Source organism: Solibacillus kalamii, assembly GCF_002174535.1.
GTDB classification, from domain to species: Bacteria; Bacillota; Bacilli; order Bacillales_A; family Planococcaceae; genus Solibacillus; species Solibacillus silvestris.
In genome coordinates this window covers 405,592-421,511 of sequence record NZ_NHNT01000002.1, presented here as the reverse complement: position 1 = coordinate 421,511, position 15,920 = coordinate 405,592, and the positions used below count along the sequence as shown (strand labels likewise).

15 protein-coding genes are annotated in these 15,920 nt (G+C 39.9%); 8 read left to right on the top strand and 7 right to left on the bottom strand.

Annotated features, from left to right (window positions below; all coding sequences use genetic code 11):
• Positions 1-77: 77 nt before the first annotated feature.
• Both CBM15_RS05760 and CBM15_RS05755 read left to right on the top strand, forming a co-directional pair.
• Entirely contained in the window at positions 78-1,796 is a 1,719-nt protein-coding gene (locus CBM15_RS05760) for an ABC transporter ATP-binding protein (protein WP_087616171.1), read from the top strand.
• A complete protein-coding gene (locus tag CBM15_RS05755) occupies positions 1,793-3,589 on the top strand; it encodes an ABC transporter ATP-binding protein (RefSeq protein WP_087616169.1) in 1,797 nt (598 codons plus the stop codon). The genes CBM15_RS05760 and CBM15_RS05755 overlap by 4 nt, the downstream gene beginning before the upstream one ends.
• Before the next feature lie 76 nt (positions 3,590-3,665).
• On the opposite strand, the gene CBM15_RS05750 is transcribed toward CBM15_RS05755, so the two are convergent.
• Positions 3,666-4,538 (bottom strand): CPBP family intramembrane glutamic endopeptidase, encoded by an 873-nt coding sequence (locus CBM15_RS05750; RefSeq protein ID WP_087616167.1) that lies wholly within the window; start codon positions 4,536-4,538, stop codon positions 3,666-3,668.
• Between the two features lie 162 nt (positions 4,539-4,700).
• Here CBM15_RS05750 and CBM15_RS05745 point away from each other — a divergent pair, with 162 nt between their 5' ends.
• From CBM15_RS05745 to CBM15_RS05730, 4 genes are all read left to right on the top strand, one after another.
• Positions 4,701-5,405, top strand: a complete 705-nt coding sequence (locus CBM15_RS05745; protein WP_008404288.1) for a response regulator transcription factor — start codon at positions 4,701-4,703, stop codon at positions 5,403-5,405.
• A complete protein-coding gene (locus CBM15_RS05740) occupies positions 5,395-6,756 on the top strand; it encodes a sensor histidine kinase (RefSeq protein ID WP_087616165.1) in 1,362 nt (453 codons plus the stop codon). Before CBM15_RS05745 ends, CBM15_RS05740 begins: the two co-directional genes overlap by 11 nt.
• Entirely contained in the window at positions 6,746-7,291 is a 546-nt protein-coding gene (locus CBM15_RS05735; RefSeq protein WP_087616163.1) for a PepSY domain-containing protein, read from the top strand. The genes CBM15_RS05740 and CBM15_RS05735 overlap by 11 nt, the downstream gene beginning before the upstream one ends.
• A gap of 90 nt (positions 7,292-7,381) precedes the next feature.
• A complete protein-coding gene (locus tag CBM15_RS05730) occupies positions 7,382-7,957 on the top strand; it encodes a PepSY domain-containing protein (RefSeq protein ID WP_087616161.1) in 576 nt (191 codons plus the stop codon).
• Positions 7,958-8,012: 55 nt separating this feature from the next.
• Here CBM15_RS05730 and CBM15_RS05725 read toward each other — a convergent pair whose 3' ends face one another.
• On the bottom strand, positions 8,013-8,753 hold the full coding sequence (locus CBM15_RS05725; protein ID WP_087616160.1) for a class I SAM-dependent methyltransferase: 741 nt from the start codon (positions 8,751-8,753) through the stop codon (positions 8,013-8,015).
• A 233-nt stretch (positions 8,754-8,986) separates the two neighbouring features.
• On the opposite strand from CBM15_RS05725, the gene CBM15_RS05720 reads away from it, so the two are divergent.
• Together CBM15_RS05720 and CBM15_RS05715 are read left to right on the top strand one after the other, a co-directional pair.
• Entirely contained in the window at positions 8,987-9,607 is a 621-nt protein-coding gene (locus CBM15_RS05720) for a heat-shock protein (protein WP_087616158.1), read from the top strand.
• Between the two features lie 14 nt (positions 9,608-9,621).
• A complete protein-coding gene (locus tag CBM15_RS05715) occupies positions 9,622-10,071 on the top strand; it encodes a cAMP-binding protein (RefSeq protein ID WP_087616156.1) in 450 nt (149 codons plus the stop codon).
• A gap of 57 nt (positions 10,072-10,128) precedes the next feature.
• On the opposite strand, the gene CBM15_RS05710 is transcribed toward CBM15_RS05715, so the two are convergent.
• The 5 genes from CBM15_RS05710 to kynU form a co-directional block, all read right to left on the bottom strand.
• A complete protein-coding gene (locus CBM15_RS05710; RefSeq protein ID WP_087616155.1) occupies positions 10,129-11,610 on the bottom strand; it encodes a methyl-accepting chemotaxis protein in 1,482 nt (493 codons plus the stop codon).
• Positions 11,611-11,772: 162 nt separating this feature from the next.
• Positions 11,773-12,396, bottom strand: coding sequence for an arylformamidase (kynB, locus tag CBM15_RS05705; protein ID WP_087616153.1), 624 nt, complete (start codon positions 12,394-12,396; stop codon positions 11,773-11,775).
• A gap of 10 nt (positions 12,397-12,406) precedes the next feature.
• Entirely contained in the window at positions 12,407-13,753 is a 1,347-nt protein-coding gene (locus CBM15_RS05700; protein ID WP_087616151.1) for a sodium-dependent transporter, read from the bottom strand.
• Between the two features lie 32 nt (positions 13,754-13,785).
• Complete coding sequence (gene kynA, locus CBM15_RS05695; RefSeq protein ID WP_087616149.1) at positions 13,786-14,643, bottom strand: tryptophan 2,3-dioxygenase; 858 nt, start codon at positions 14,641-14,643, stop codon at positions 13,786-13,788.
• Positions 14,644-14,654: 11 nt separating this feature from the next.
• Positions 14,655-15,914: a kynureninase gene (gene kynU / locus CBM15_RS05690; protein WP_087616147.1), complete on the bottom strand. Its 1,260-nt coding sequence runs from the start codon at positions 15,912-15,914 to the stop codon at positions 14,655-14,657.
• Positions 15,915-15,920: the final 6 nt, after the last annotated feature.

Sequence of the window (15,920 nt, the reverse complement as noted above, 5' to 3'; positions counted from 1 at the left end):
TATTTTCATTGAGTTCCAATAGACGAAATGGCATAATAGAGTTAAAATTCAGTGAATTCATTATAAGGAGTTACCAAATGAAAACGATTTTTCAGTTTATGAGGCGCTATAAATGGCCTGCAGCAATCGCCTTTTTTCTCATGCTATTGGAACTTGCGAGCGATCTGATACAGCCGCTGTTCATGGCGAGAATGATTAATGAAGGCCTTCTTGAAGAAAATTTACATAATGTCGCATTTTGGGGTGGCTGTTTATTTGCTTTAGCCCTATTCTCTTTCATAAGCGGAGTACTCAACTCCTTCTTCTCTGCGCATGTCGCCCATAGTTTCGGTTTCGATCTACGGAAAGCATTGTACAGTAAAATACAATCACTGACGATGGCGACCTACTTGACTTTCCCAACTTCAGGACTTATTACACGTCTGACAAGCGATGTTACACAAACGATGAACATCGTCTTTATGATGCTGCGGATTGCAATGAAAGCACCGTTAATGACGGTTGGTTCGCTTATTATGGCGTTTGTCATTAATGCGAAGCTTGCGCTCATTTTATGTGTCAGCTTTCCGTTTCTGCTCATCTTCCTCGTATGGATGGTATCAGTCGGAATCAAGCTGTTCGCACAAGTACAACAACGACTTGATTTTGTGAATCGTCAGCTTCAGGAAGGACTGCAGGCTGTCCGATTGATTAAAGCGTATATGCGTGGTCAATATGAAGAAAGCCGCTTTTTAAGCGTTGCTGAAAACTTGAAATTTGATACGATCAAAGCGACACGTGTCATGGAAATTGCATTGCCCGTACTTCAGTTTGTTATGAATATTAGTCTGCTCATTGTTATTTGGGTTGGTGCAGATGCGATCCGGGACAATGATATTCTTGCCGGTGATTTGGCCGCTATTATTAACTATGCATTCCGTATGACGGCATCTTTTTCTATATTCTCATTTATTATTATTGCTTATGCCCGCGCCAAAGCGTCTGCTGAGCGTATCGAAGAGATTTTAAATGTCGAGGAAGGCATAGAGGAAGTACAGAAAAATGAAGCCCCTCTTCTAGAAGACTTTTCGATTCAGTTTGACAATGTATCATTCCGTTATCCAACAACGGAGCAGTATACGCTTCAAAACCTGTCATTTTCAATTGACTGCGGCGAAAAAATTGCCATTATGGGGGCTACCGGTTCAGGAAAATCGACTATTTTACAATTGGTCGAGCATTTTTACGAACCGAACAGTGGAGACATTTATATTAACGATCAAAATATAAAGGATATCCCATTGCAGAAGTTGCGTCGCTCGATTTCCTATGTCCCGCAGCAATCACTCCTGTTTTCGGGTACGATTGTGGACAATTTACGCTGGGGACAAAATGATGCAACTATCGAGCAAATTATTGACGCGACAAAAAAAGCGCAAATCCATCACTCCATCGAAAGCTTTGACGAACAGTATGAGACGATAATTGGACAGCGCGGTATCAACTTATCCGGCGGGCAGAAACAACGACTTGCAATTGCCCGTGCCCTGTTAAAACCGGCATCGTTACTTATTTTAGATGACAGTACTTCAGCGCTCGATGTTGCGACAGAGCAGAAACTATGGGAGGCGCTTGATCAGGAGTCCATCACCATGCTCGTTGTAACTCAAAAAATCCAGACAGCACAAACGGCTGACCGCATAATGCTCATTGACGAAGGCCAACTGCACGGATTTGGCACACATGAACAATTAATGGCAACGAACGATTTGTATGCGAAAATTGTTGCTTCACAGCAGGAGGTGCTTGCCGAATGAAGTTTTTCAACTATGAACCGATCATCACAAAAGAACAAATAAAAAACACAAGCGGTAAGAAGAAAAAAGGTGAACGCGCGCAAAACTGGACGTATACATTGAAACGTATTTTCGATTTTGTAGCCGAACAGAAAATGCTCCTGTTTATCGTTTTACTGCTTGTCGTATTAAGCTCAGCTTTTGCATTAGTCGGACCGTTTATCATTGGACGGCTCATCGACCAGTTTATTGATGGCAGTTCGCTAAGCCAGCTTTCATACTGGCTATACGGACTGGCGATCATTTATTTACTTTACAGTTTAGCGAGCTATTTCCAAAACTATTGGATGGTCGGCATCGCCCAACAAACTGTATTCCGAATTCGTACACAGCTTTACGGACACTTTTTCAAGCTCCCTCTTCGCTTTTTCGATAAACGAAAGCATGGGGAATTAATGAGCCGCGCGACGAATGATATCGAAACAATCAGCTCAACGTTAAATAGCGCCTTTATCCAAGTTGTATCAAGTATTTTGACATTAACAGGTACGGTTGCCGTTATGCTTTGGCTCAGTCCATTATTGACACTTATCACAATGCTTATCGTACCACTTATGTTTTACGGGATGCGCTGGATAACAAAACGCACAAGCCTGCTATTTAAACAGCAGCAGGCAGCGATCGGGGAAATGAACGGATTAATTGAAGAATCCATTACCGGTCAGCATGTCGTTAAAGCCTTTTCACAGGAAACGGAAATGCTGCGTCAATTTGACGAGAAAAATACACGCATTCGGACTGTCGGGTTCTGGGCATTAACGTATTCCGGGTTTATCCCGAAAGTCATGAACACGCTGAACAGTTTAAGCTTTGCGATTGTTGCATTGGCCGGTGGTTTATTTGCCTATTACGGCCATATTTCAATCGGGACTATTATTATTTTTACGGAGTATGCAAGACAGTTTACGCGCCCGTTAAATGATTTGGCCAACCAGTTCAACACCGTTCTTTCCGCATTGGCAGGAGCGGAACGTGTTTTCTTGATCATGGATGAAAATGAAGATGAAATTGACGGGGAAAATGTGGAACTTCTCGGGAATGTGCGTTTTCAGAACGTTTCTTTCCAATATGATGCACAAGCTTCCTCCCCTACTCTGTCGAACGTGTCCTTTAAAGTGAAATCCGGGCAGTCTGTTGCATTAATCGGTCAAACCGGTGCCGGGAAAACAACGATTATGCAGCTATTGACAGGACTTTATGAGAAAACGGACGGGAAGATTGTATTTGATGATATGGAAATAGAAGAAATTTCAAAAGCGAGTTTGCGCAGTCAAATGGCATTTGTCTTGCAGGATCCGTTCCTGTTTGAAATGTCGATCAAAGATAATATCCGCTACGGGAAGCTCGATGCAACAGATGAAGAAATATATGAAGCTGCTAAAAAAGCGAATGCCCATACATTTATCGATAAGCTGCCGGAAAAATACGACACGATTTTAAGTGCAGACGGCAGCCAGATTTCTCAAGGGCAAAAACAGCTATTATCGATCGCCCGTGCCTTTGTAGCCGATCCGAAAATTTTATTATTGGATGAAGCGACAAGCAGTATTGATACCGTGACGGAACTCCATATTCAGGAAGCACTTGAAAAACTGATGGAAGACCGTACGAGTTTTATCATCGCCCACCGCCTGAATACAATTCGCAAAGTCGACTATGTCATCGTTTTAAATCAAGGAAAAATCATCGAACAAGGAAATCGCCAAGAATTAATAGAAAATCAAGGTGTGTTCGGAAAAATGCTGAACGTATAATTTCAAATTTACCGAAAAAATCGCCCTTTTTGCCTTATACAGCAAAAAGGGCGATTTTTATTATGGCTTAAAACTGCTAAATCATTTCGTTATTGGTTTGCTCCTCCATTATCGGTGCCGGATTTTTTAACTGACGAAAGTTTTTATAGTATTTGACGAGTAAGAAAATAATAATTGCCGCTAAAATGAAAAAGAACGCCACGTTTATCAGCAATTCCTGCTGGGCTGCTTCTGTTGTCGGTAAATCAAGTTTTGTCGTTTGATTTGTATAGACAAACTGGAGATATGCCAAGAAGTTATTAAAGCTATGTAATAGCATTGGTATCACGATATTTTTCGTTTTTAAATACGCGTAGCCAAGCACGCATCCTAATGCAAAGGCAAATACGACATTGATTGGGTTAAGGTGGATAACACCAAATATAAGGGAGGAAATAATAATACTCTTTTGCGGACTCCATCTCAAGGTGAAACGGCGAAGCAAGATCCCTCTAAATAACATCTCCTCATATATGGGGGCAAGAATGCAAATATTAATAAAGAATAATACGTACACGAGAAATGATGGCCGTACTTCATCCAAATTCAGCATTGGAAAGAATGAAAACAGTTCCCGTATATGCTCTTCAAAAATAAGATACAAAATCGTGAATAGGATTGTTGTAATTACAACGGTAATCAATTGGAAGCTAGCGGTAATCGATAAATATTTTGCCCAGCGCCCTTTTGTCATCGTAATATGAATCGGCTGTTCATTAAACGAGAAATTCCATTTTTTTGTTTGATGCAGCAAGTACATTAAACAGCTGACCGAAACAAAAAATGTAACCCATTCCTCACTTGCTGGGATATCGATTAAAAATAACAAGATAAAGCTCGCTATGAATATACCAATCGCAAACAGTATAAAATAGCGCAGCTTAAAATTTTTCAATTCACTATAATCCATTATTTTACACCCCCTGTAAATAGAGTAACATGAAATGGAAGTTTTATCCCAAGCATCGCTACCCCTTTCTGATCATTTTTCACCGAATAACGTTTCTCCATTGCCAATACCGCCTCTTTTACAATACGATGGATACAAAACAGATAGAAGTGGGTGTTTTGCATGTCTAAAATTTTGATTGTGGAAGATGAACAGCAGATCGCGCGTGTATTACAGCTGGAGTTAGGGTTTGAAGGCTATGAAACAACAATTGCCAATACCGGTACGGACGGTTTGCTGAAATTTCATGAAGACGAATATGATTTAGTGTTGCTTGATGTGATGCTTCCGGAGCTGAACGGCCTGGAAGTGCTGAAACGAATTCGCAAACATAATGAAACCGTTCCCGTTCTTTTACTGACTGCTAAAAGCAATATTGAAGATAAAGTGACAGGGCTTGATTACGGGGCAAATGACTATATAACAAAACCGTTTGAATTCGATGAACTGCTTGCACGAATTCGTGTTGCATTGCGATTTTCGCACAAATCTGCTCCAGAACCAACATCATCGTCTGTCCACACATTTCAGGACTTATCATTAAATGAGCAAACCCGAGAAGTCACAAGAAACGCGCTACAAATTGATTTGACTCCTCGTGAGTTTGACTTGCTGCTGCATTTTATGAAGCACGCTAAACTTGTACAGTCACGTGAACAGCTGCTGAATGCGGTTTGGGGATATGACTATTATGGTGATACGAATGTTGTCGATGTATATGTCCGTTATTTGCGTCAAAAACTAGAGGTAAATCTGAATTTACCGCCACTACTACATACAGTTCGCGGTGTCGGCTATGTGTTAAAGGAAGCGTCAAATGAAACTTAATACGAAAGTAAATCTGTTTTCCATGTTATTGACTTCGGTTATTTTAATCGGCAGTTTTACAGGCATTTATTATTTGTATAAAGAGTTTGCCTTTTCCACAGAGGCAGAGCAATTACAGGCACGGGCAAATGAGCTGACAACAGCAATAAGCGCACTTGAATCCATGGATGGAATTGATTCGATTTTCGGGGCATATCTCCCGACTGATGGAGCGATCATCGTTCGTAAGATTGATGATAATACGGGTAAACCATTAATCCGTCTTCAAAAAACCTCGGAGCAAATTGATTTTAAACTTGATCCGGCACAGCATTATACGGAAAAAACAATACATGATGTCCCTCATATCGCACTTGCTACTCCAATCATTTTGCCGAATGATGAAATTGCCGAGGCAAAGCTGATCCAGCCATTGCCGACCATTACCGATAATATGAATCGACTGTTAATTATATTAGTTTTGATGACACTTGTTGCACTCATTCCGATTTATTTGGCGAGCCAGCTATTTGTTCAACTGATCGTAAAACCCGTTTTGCAGCTAACGTCGACGATGGAAAAAAATATTCAGCAGTCCAGCTATGAACAGATTCCCACCCGCAAGCAATCGAACGATGAAATAGCACAAATGGCAACGACGTACAATCATTTAATGGCACAGTTGGAAGATGCCCATGACAAACAGCAGCAATTTGTCGGCAATGCTTCACATGAACTGAAAACACCGTTAACGGTCATTGAAAGCTATACAAAGCTGTTAAAACGCCGTGGCACACAAGACGCAAAAATTACGGAAGAAGCGTTGGAAGCGATTTTAAAGGAAACGACCAATATGAAGGCAATGATTGAACAAATGCTCGCATTGGCAAAAACAAATGAAATGACGAAAATCAATATGACGACATTTGCATTACAGCCTTTTATCGATCAGATTGTTCAAAGTATAAAAACTGCCTATCACCGTGAGATTCATGTTAATATTCCTGATGTTGACATTACAACGGATGAAGCAAAATTAAAACAGCTGCTTTTTATATTTATCGATAATGCACGAAAATACAGTGACGATGTCATTAAGATTCACGCTTCTGTGAAAAATGATCTGCATATCTCTATCCAGGATTTTGGTGTTGGTATACCTCAAGAGGATCTCCCGAATTTGTTCCATCGTTTTTACCGGGTTGATAAAGACCGGAACCGTAAAACTGGTGGCACCGGCATTGGCCTATCGATTGCAAAGGAACTCGCCGAACGTCTGAATGCCGGAGTTTCCATTGACAGCGAACTAGGAAAAGGAACGACAATTTTACTCATTGTTCCACTCTCAGGAGGTGCACAGCATGAAAGCTAAATGGATTGTACTATGCATCGCCGTCATTCTCATCGGATTTTTCATTACACTGACAGTCAAGCAATTATCAACCCCGCATGAGCTGAACACGAATGAACTGGAAGTGAAGATTAAAGATATTTATAATGCGGAAGTCCAAACATTGGTGAAAGAAAAAGATCATTTTGTCGCTTCGTTCAATAAAGATGGTTCAATTTTTGAAGTGAATGTAAATGCCGTTACAGGGCAATTTTCCGATTTGAAGCTCATTCATAAAAATGAAAAAAAGCAAGATGAGCAAAATAATTCGGAAGTATCAAAAGAAGATCAAACATCTACGAGTAAGCCAGTTGAAAAAGCAACAAAGCCATTACTGTCTGAACAGCAGGTAGTAGATATTGCATTAAAGGAAGTGCCTGGTGAAGTTGATTCAGTGGAATTTGAAGGTAACGCTGAAGGCGGCGTCTATTTTGTGGAGATTGAACAGGAAGATGATGTCATCGTTCAAGTCCATGCCATTACCGGCGAAATTATCGTAATTCAATATGATGATTAGTTTTCTCATCAATTTCTAATAATTCTCTCAGACCGTTTTCATATTCGCTCGTTATACTGACATTACAAACAAGAAAAGGAGCGAGTAAATATGAATAAAAAATTTTTAGCAATCCCGGCATTACTAGTAGCAATTGGTGGAGGTGCTGTATTAGCACAGTCCGATTTATTTGCGCAAGCAGAAAACAACCCAAGTATTTCAGCTGGTGAAGCAAAGAAAATTGCGTTAAAACAATTAAACGGTGAAATTATTGGTTTTGAATATGATCGAGATGATCGTACACCACATTATGAAATTGACATCTTAAAAGGTAATGAAAAAATTGAGGTTGAAGTGAATGCAGGTACAGGTAAAGCGGTTATAACTGAACGCGAGACTGTGCGCACAAGTACTGCAGAAACAAAAGGAAATGAAGAAGAAACGGGAAAATCAACTGATTTAACGAATAACTCCACTAATATCACGGAAAAGCAGGCAATTGAAATTGCTCAAGCGAAAGCAAAAGGTACCGTAACGGACCTGGAATTGGATGAAGATGACAACCGTCTGATCTATGAGATTGAAATCCGTAACGGGAAAATGGAATACAATTTTGAAATCGATGCAAAAACAGGCGACATTATTAAGTACGAAGAAGATTTAGACGATGACCGTTTTGATAACTAGTTAATATAAGCACTAATATTAAAAGGAGCGCAGATTGATTTCTGCGCTTTATTTTTCATTTTGCCTTTCTCGCCTTTAAGATTAAAAAGGAAGGACGATGCTGTTCTTTTTGTAAGCTTGGAAGTAATTCGATTGCTTCGTCTGTTGGCATTGGCTCCACTAATTTTTCTATTTGTAACCCGTTGTTGATCAGTGTATTTATAATTGTTTCGATTCTACGATGGTACATTACGACATTGTCAACAAGCCAGTTCTGTGTTCGTTTCCCCTCATCTTGGTAACGGGATACTGCAAAATGCGAGAGTGTTTCTTTCTTATCTGTAATCCATTGTTCCACACCTTTATTAGCTGTTGAAATCGGGTGCTCGATGGAGAAAAGGAAAATCCCTTCTGGACACAATGCCCTCGTTACCTTTTCAATGACCCCTTCAAAATCCGCTACATAATGAAGTGCCAATGCGCTTGTTATAAGATGATAATTCGATTCCTGCAAGATTATATCTTCAATTGAGATTTGTTGAAAGTGAAGACGATTACTTTTATAGCGCTTTTTTGCTGCGGAAATCATGTTACCTGAAATATCGATTGCATCAACATACTGTGCCCCGTTTACAGCACAGTCATTTGCAAACTCCCCTTTTCCACAGCCTAAATCCAATAAGACTTTCCCTTTTATATCCGGCATTAGTGCTATAAAATTGGGCCGCTCCAGCAAATTGTTATAATTAAATTTCCGATTTCGAATTTCTTCATATCCTTTAAAAAACAAGTCATTATCATAAATATTTTGCTTCATTCTTTTCCTCGTTTCACCATAACGTTATGACTATTTTGCGCAACCTCATTATCACATAGCAGGAAAATTTTAAATAGACTTATATTTCAAATTTTAGTAACATGTAGATAGAGGCATGTCTAGTTTTACTAATTCCACTTTTTTTATAAAAACTATGCAAATTCCTTCGCGATTTGCATAGTTTTTATTCTTTATGCCCTCTCTTCAAACTTATTCGGAACTGGGGAAAGTTTATGAACAATGATTCGAAAAGCATCTTACTCTTTTTTCTGTTTGCTTTATCCACCCATTCAATTTATGTCGTTTCTCAACGCATAGAACATCTGGAGCTGGCTTTAGCGCTGCTCACATTTGCTTTATTTGTTTTATTAGTTTTGCTGATTTTCAAGATCAGCTTAAGACCGATTGTCATTACATTAGCAACAATTGTGGCTTTGCTCGATATTAATTCGATTTTCTACTTGTCTCTTCCTGATCTATATACGATCAGTTTCACAGTCGGTGTACTTCTATTTCTTTATTTTTATTATGGAAAAGCAAAAGATGCGGTACTTGCAGGGATCGGTTTTTGTATCATGAATTTAGTGATTCATATCGAACCATTAATACAATGGGAATGGATTATCCTTTTTTTACTACATAGCATTCTGTTTATCATCGGGAGCAAAAACCAATTTACGATTACAAAAAGAATTTATGTAGGGTTATTTGGTGTAACCTTCCTTTTACTTGTTGCAGGTATTTTGAGTGAACATAACTATTGGGCGGCTGTTGGACTTTTACTGTATTTGGCGGTGCTGATTGGGATATATTTCGTTTTTCGAAAACAACAAAGTACATATCCAACACATTGAGGTGAGACATTCTGATGAAAAATGTAAATCGTTTATTTCTTATTATCGCTATCATTATCCTTGTTATTATAGGCCGCTATTTTATGGCACAAAATGAAGTAACGGTAATCCCTGACGTAACAGCAGTAACGAATGAACAGGCGATTGAAACGGTTCGCGGTAGCTATTGCTGGCATTCTGCAGGTGAAGCAGAGTGTGTTGATACGGCTGCCCCGCATGAAATTATAGTTGCGCAAAAAACCCCTTACGTAAAAGTACAGCCAGGGGAAGTAATAGAATTTCAATATAGTCAAAATGTAACGAGTGTTTCCATTCAACAATGGATTGATGATTATGATTATAAAGAAATTGCCACATCGACACGTTTTAATGCCCCACTGGAAAAAGGAACGTATATCATTTCCAGTATGGCGCGCTTTAGCAACGGTGATGTGACAGACAGTATTGCGATCGAAGTAGAATAACTAAAAAGGGAAGTGTCCGGTAATTTTGGACACTTCCCTTTTATGTGCGGTTTACTATTATTGGCGTTTTGTAATTTCCGCCAATTCACTATGCAGCTGCTGAAGTTCATTACTGGCATCCGCAATTGATTTCATCATGATATGCTCTTCATTTATTGAACTTGCGATTTCTTCAGTCATTGCAGCATTTTCTTCAGAAATAGCGGACATATTTTCAATTTGATTCATTATTTTTTCAACAAGCTCGTTTGTATGTGTAATTGTCGACATGTTTAGATGAAGCTTCCCTTGTATATCATTAAATGATTGTTTAATTCCATCAAATGAACCGGTAATTTTATTTAATGTGCCAACACTTGAATGAACTGCTTCTTTTCCTTCATAAGCTTTTAACTGGGCAGTTGTTGCTCGCGCAAGCAGCTGCTGTGTAACAACGGTAATACTCGTTGCGATTTTTGCACTTTCTTCCGCAAGTTTTTTCACTTCTTCTGCAACAACGGCAAATCCTTTCCCATGCTCCCCTGCTCGTGCTGCTTCTATTGAAGCATTTAAAGACAGTAAATTCGTCTGATCCGCTATCGCTTTAATACCATTTAACAGATTGTTTACATTTGCAAGGCTCTCTTGCATATTGTCAATTGTCGTTGTCGTTAAATCAATGGAGTCGCTTAATGTTGCCATATCAGCTGTAACAATGTGCACCTGCTTCCAGCTCCGTTCAATCGCTTCCTGCACTTCATTCGAATCCTTTACAGTCGATTCAGAAGACTCTTTCGTTTTTACCATATTTTCATGTGATAAAATGATTTGTTCATTAATTTGCTGAATCATTTCAGCTTCATTGTGAATCGCTGCTGCCATTTGATTCGATGACTGTAAAATTGTTTCGCTCGCAACATTTAATGTTCCCACATTTTCATTTACATGTGTAATATTTTGTGCAAGCTGAATTGAACCTTCATCGATTTTATTTAATACCGATGTTAAATTTTCCAACAGTTCTTTTGCTACCCGCTCTTTTTCATGGGCATCCTTCACGAGTTTGTTGCCCCATTGAGTCAATCGGTAAAGCAAATAGTTACAACCGGTCATACTCACAAATACTGTAATGAATACGGCCAGATTGGCATTTACCCCTAATAAATTTTCAGGCACTGCTATGTATAAGAAAACATAAAAGATACTGACAATCAGTAAAAATGTCTTAATCAACCGTTCATTAAAATACATTGCTCCCATAATAAATGTGACAAACAGCATATAATGTTTATTGACTGTATATCCATCAAGATAGAACAATAAAAATACAACAGATGCAGGAATCAGTACAAAAATTAACCCTTTGGCAAAATTAGAAATATTCAAGAAATAATTGACCGTCGATAATAAGATAACCCCGGTTCCTGCAATTAAATATGGAACTGAATTACTAAAACCGTTTGCAATCACAAGCGGTGAAACAATTAAAATAGCCAGTCCAATCGTAATAAACAAATTTAATTGATGAATCCAATTAACCTTTTCGTTGCGTTTCTTCAAGCTTTTCCCTCCTAGGAATTTTGAATTACAAATAAAACACTTTGTAGGAATATATTACAACTCAAGATTAAACTATTCAATGGACTTTTTTAATACGAAGAAAATTATTTTTTATTACAAAAGAAGCCCACGACATAAAATCGTGAGCTTCTTCTTGTTATTTCACTCTATCAACTTTTTTCGAATGACCGCACGAACAGGTGCACCGTCAGCACCTGTTATTTTAAGCGGCAATGCAATCAATTCATAAAGGCCTTGCTGAACATGCCCTAAATCGAGCCCTTCGAGAATATGAATGCCATGTTCGTACAACTTGTGATGAGCCAATACTTCCTTGCTGTCCAATGGATCAACGGAAGGATTGTCTATGCCAAGCAATATTACACCTCGCTCCTTTAAAAATGGCGCTACATTCGGATGAATAACCGGAATGGTTTCCGGAAATGCTGCACTCGGCTGTTCAACTGTTTTAAGCAGTACACGCTTTGCACTATGGAAATCAACGGGTGCCAGCGATTGAGCTGTAACCATTTCCTGTCCAATGCAATCCACGATCACGCAGTCGCCGATATACACATTCACATCCAATTGCTCGATCGTTTCAGCTTCACTGTTAAAATGAAACGGTGCATCTGCGTGTGTACCGGTGTGCAGCGAAGTCGTCATCCGCCCGATATTGACCGAACCCGTCTGTTGTTTCGTATATCCTACTTCAAAAGAAAACGGTGTATCTCCCGGCCAATTCGGCATCCCGTTTCTCATCGGCTGTGTAATATCAATCCACATGGCTTCACCCCTAATATTGAATGACTAAATAACCGAGCACGACGACAATCACTGTCGGCACAATGTAGGTCATTAAAAAGCGATATGTTCTGTAAAAGCCTTCACCCATTTTACTTCCTTGCAACAGCTCGCTTTTTACGAGGTTTTTATCCATAATATGCATAATAAATATCGCAATAAGCAAGTTGCCAATCGGTAAAATGATATTCGACACTAGAAAGTCGGTGAAATCAAAGATATTGCGTCCAAAAATCGAAACATCACCTAATGAACTGTACGTTAATGTTGAAGGAATCGAAGCGATAAACACAAGGATACCGATGATGATTGTAATTTTCGCGCGGCTAATGTTCCATTTTTCAATAATCGCAGCAACGATAATTTCATACATACTAAACGATGACGTTAATGTCGCAAATAAAAACAGAATTAAAAACAACGCTAAAAACAGTTCGCCAAACGGCATTTGCGAGAACGCTGCAGGCAATACCATAAACAGTAATGGCGGTCCGCTTGCCACTTCCATATCAAATGCAAATACAACCGGGAAAATCGCTAAGCCCGCCAAGAGGGATACAAAAATACTCAATCCTACAACAGAACCTGCTGAATTCGGTAAGCTCACATCTTTCTTTAAATAAGAACTATATGTAACTAAACATGAGAATCCAACAGCCAGTGCAAAAAATGATTGCCCTAACGCATACAAAATTGATTCACCGGTAATGTTCGAAAAGTCCGGATACAGGAAAAACTTAATCCCTTCCATTGCTCCGTCCAATGTTACGGCTCTTACAACTAAAACAAAGAACATAATAAACAGTAACGGCATCATGAATTTATTTGCCTTTTCAATCCCGTTTTGAACACCAAGCGCAATGATCACAACATTTGCCAATGTAAATAATCCCAAACCGAGTAAAGCAATCCAAGGTGTACCTGTTACTTGTCCGAAAAATGCCCCTGGTTCCACAGTCGGCGCGATAACTTCTCCAACAACCGAAACCCCGCTGTAAACAAAAATCCAGCCGCCAACTACACTGTAAAACGATAATAATAAGAAACAGCCAATAATGCCGAGCTTACCAATCCAAGCCCAAGCCTTCGTATTCGGCGCTAATACCTTATAGGCAGTAATCGCCTCTTTTTGTGTGGCACGCCCGATAATATATTCCGATAAAAGCATTGGCAGCCCGATAATTAATGTCAGCAGCACAAAAATCAGGAAGAATGCGCCACCTCCACTTTGACCGGCTACATAAGGCATTTTCCAAATTGCCCCGAGCCCAATCGCTGCGCCCGCTGACGCTAATACAAATCCTAACTTACTTGACCACTGTCCTTTACTCTTCTCCATCTGTCTCACTCCACTCATCTGTCTAACCTAAGCTATAGTACTGTCCGCAAATCCCAAAGTTCAGGGAAAAAGCGGTGATCGAGCACTTTTCGCAAATAATTGACCCCTGATGAGCCACCTGTGCCCACTTTAAAGCCAATGATGCGCTCGACCGTTTTCATATGACGGAAACGCCACTGCTGCAAGGAATCTTCAATATCGACAAGCTTTTCACCAAGCTGGTATAAATCCCAGTACTTATCGATATTTTCATAGACGGTTTTCCATGCGGCGGCAACAGAATCGTCACCACTATATACTACCGAAAAATCACGGTTTAGCAAAGCTTCAGTTATTGGCAATCCAGCTTTAGCCAATGCTTGAATCGCCACATCATAAATACTTGGCGCATCGTACGCCTCTTTAAGAACTGTGAGAATGTCCGGTTCTTTCTCATAGATTTTAAGTATATAAGGTGTTTTATAGCCAAGTGCAAACTCGATTAAGCGATACTGATAGCTTTGGAACCCCGATGCTTTCCCCAGTTCATCCCGAAACTGCAAATATTCCGCCGGAGTCATCGTTGCCAATACATCCCACGCCTGAATAATCTGCATTTGGATTCTCGAAACACGTGCAAGCATTTTAAATGCTGGCTGCATTTCTCCTTTTTCAATCGCTTGTATCGCACCGCGCATTTCATGAATGATGAGCTTCATCCAAAGTTCGCTCACTTGATGAATAACTATAAAAAGCATTTCATCATGATGGTCGGAAAGACGGTTTTGACTGTTTAAAAGTGAAGCCAGACTTAAATAATCGCTGTATGTCATATCTTCACGGAAATCCGTATGAATCCCTTTTTCATCTTTTAGCTTGTGCTGCAAATCCGAAATTGAACGTTTATCCACTGAATCACTCCTTATGCAATGATATCTCGTTTATTCTCGTACTTCTCATAAGTTTTGTTTGTGACAATATCTTTTAATATCTGCACTGACTGCCATACTTCCTCAAAGGAATTGTACAGCGCGACCGGTGCCAGGCGGATGCCATTCGGTGCACGGAAATCCGGTACAACGCCATATTCTTTTAATGCTTTACAAATTCTTGCCGCCTCGTCATGCACTAAAAACAGATGGCCGCCACGTGTCTCGTCAAGCGGATTTCCAAATGTAAACGTATTCGGTAACTCTTGCTCAATACAATCCATCATAAATTGCGTCAGAGCGAGTGACTTTTCACGAATCGCTTCAATTCCTGCTTCTTCAAACAGTGAAAGTGCGCCTTCAATCGGGGCCAGACTTAATATATGCGGTGTACCGATCTGATAAGCTCCGGCATGCGGTGCAGCGGTAATTGTTACATCTAAATCAAACTGCTTTTCCTTTGCTGAGCCAAACCACCCTGCCAATCCGGGTGCTGTTCCAAAGTGTTTCTCATGAACGTACAATCCTGCTACTGAGCCCGGACCACCGTTCAAATGCTTATAATTGCACCAAAACGCAAAGTCCGCGCCGATTTCATGAAGATGGTGCGGAACGGAACCGATCGAATGACATAGATCAAATCCAACCAAAATGCCGCGTTCATGTGCAGCTTCCGTAATCGCCTGCAAATCTAACACTTGGCCACTGCGGTATAAGACAGACGGCAGAACCGCAACCGCCACATTTTCTGTCATCGCTTCGATGATGGCTTTTGTCGTAATCGTTTGCCCGTCTTCACTTTTTACCAGCTTCATACTGCTTTCGGGTAAATTATGCAAATCAATTTGACTGGCAATCGCATACAAGTCAGAAGGGAAGTTCAGTTCGTCGGCCAAAATTTTATAGCGTGCAGCAGTTGGTTTGAAAAAGGTAGCCAACAGTTGATGCAAGTTTGTTGTTGTGGAACCAGTCAGAATTACCTCTTCACTTTTTGCGCCAATCAATGGTGCGCACATTGCCGCCAGCTTTTCGGATAAATAAAACCAAGGATGTTCCCCATTTGTCCATCCATCAATTCCATAATCTTTCCACGAGTTGAGCAGTGTATGCACCGACTGTTCCGCCCGCTTTGACAATAACCCGAGCGAATTGCCATCGAAGTAGATCTGGCCTTCCTTTTTATAAAATTCATCTGCATATTTTTTCAGAACATCCTTATCGTCGAGTTGTCTTGCATTTTCAATCGTCGTCATACTACC

What these genes read in the sequence shown, in the direction of transcription:
- CBM15_RS05715 (WP_087616156.1), top strand. Translation starts at nt 9,622, where the DNA reads ATGAAAAATGTAAATCGTTTATTTCTTATTATCGCTATCATTATCCTT.
- kynB (WP_087616153.1), bottom strand. Translation starts at nt 12,396, where the DNA reads ATGTGGATTGATATTACACAGCCGATGAGAAACGGGATGCCGAATTGG.
- CBM15_RS05725 (WP_087616160.1), bottom strand. Translation starts at nt 8,753, where the DNA reads ATGAAGCAAAATATTTATGATAATGACTTGTTTTTTAAAGGATATGAA.
- CBM15_RS05755 (WP_087616169.1), top strand. Translation starts at nt 1,793, where the DNA reads ATGAAGTTTTTCAACTATGAACCGATCATCACAAAAGAACAAATAAAA.
- CBM15_RS05745 (WP_008404288.1), top strand. Translation starts at nt 4,701, where the DNA reads ATGTCTAAAATTTTGATTGTGGAAGATGAACAGCAGATCGCGCGTGTA.
- CBM15_RS05750 (WP_087616167.1), bottom strand. Translation starts at nt 4,538, where the DNA reads ATGGATTATAGTGAATTGAAAAATTTTAAGCTGCGCTATTTTATACTG.
- CBM15_RS05760 (WP_087616171.1), top strand. Translation starts at nt 78, where the DNA reads ATGAAAACGATTTTTCAGTTTATGAGGCGCTATAAATGGCCTGCAGCA.
- CBM15_RS05720 (WP_087616158.1), top strand. Translation starts at nt 8,987, where the DNA reads ATGAACAATGATTCGAAAAGCATCTTACTCTTTTTTCTGTTTGCTTTA.
- CBM15_RS05730 (WP_087616161.1), top strand. Translation starts at nt 7,382, where the DNA reads ATGAATAAAAAATTTTTAGCAATCCCGGCATTACTAGTAGCAATTGGT.
- CBM15_RS05740 (WP_087616165.1), top strand. Translation starts at nt 5,395, where the DNA reads ATGAAACTTAATACGAAAGTAAATCTGTTTTCCATGTTATTGACTTCG.
- CBM15_RS05700 (WP_087616151.1), bottom strand. Translation starts at nt 13,753, where the DNA reads ATGGAGAAGAGTAAAGGACAGTGGTCAAGTAAGTTAGGATTTGTATTA.
- kynU (WP_087616147.1), bottom strand. Translation starts at nt 15,914, where the DNA reads ATGACGACGATTGAAAATGCAAGACAACTCGACGATAAGGATGTTCTG.
- CBM15_RS05735 (WP_087616163.1), top strand. Translation starts at nt 6,746, where the DNA reads ATGAAAGCTAAATGGATTGTACTATGCATCGCCGTCATTCTCATCGGA.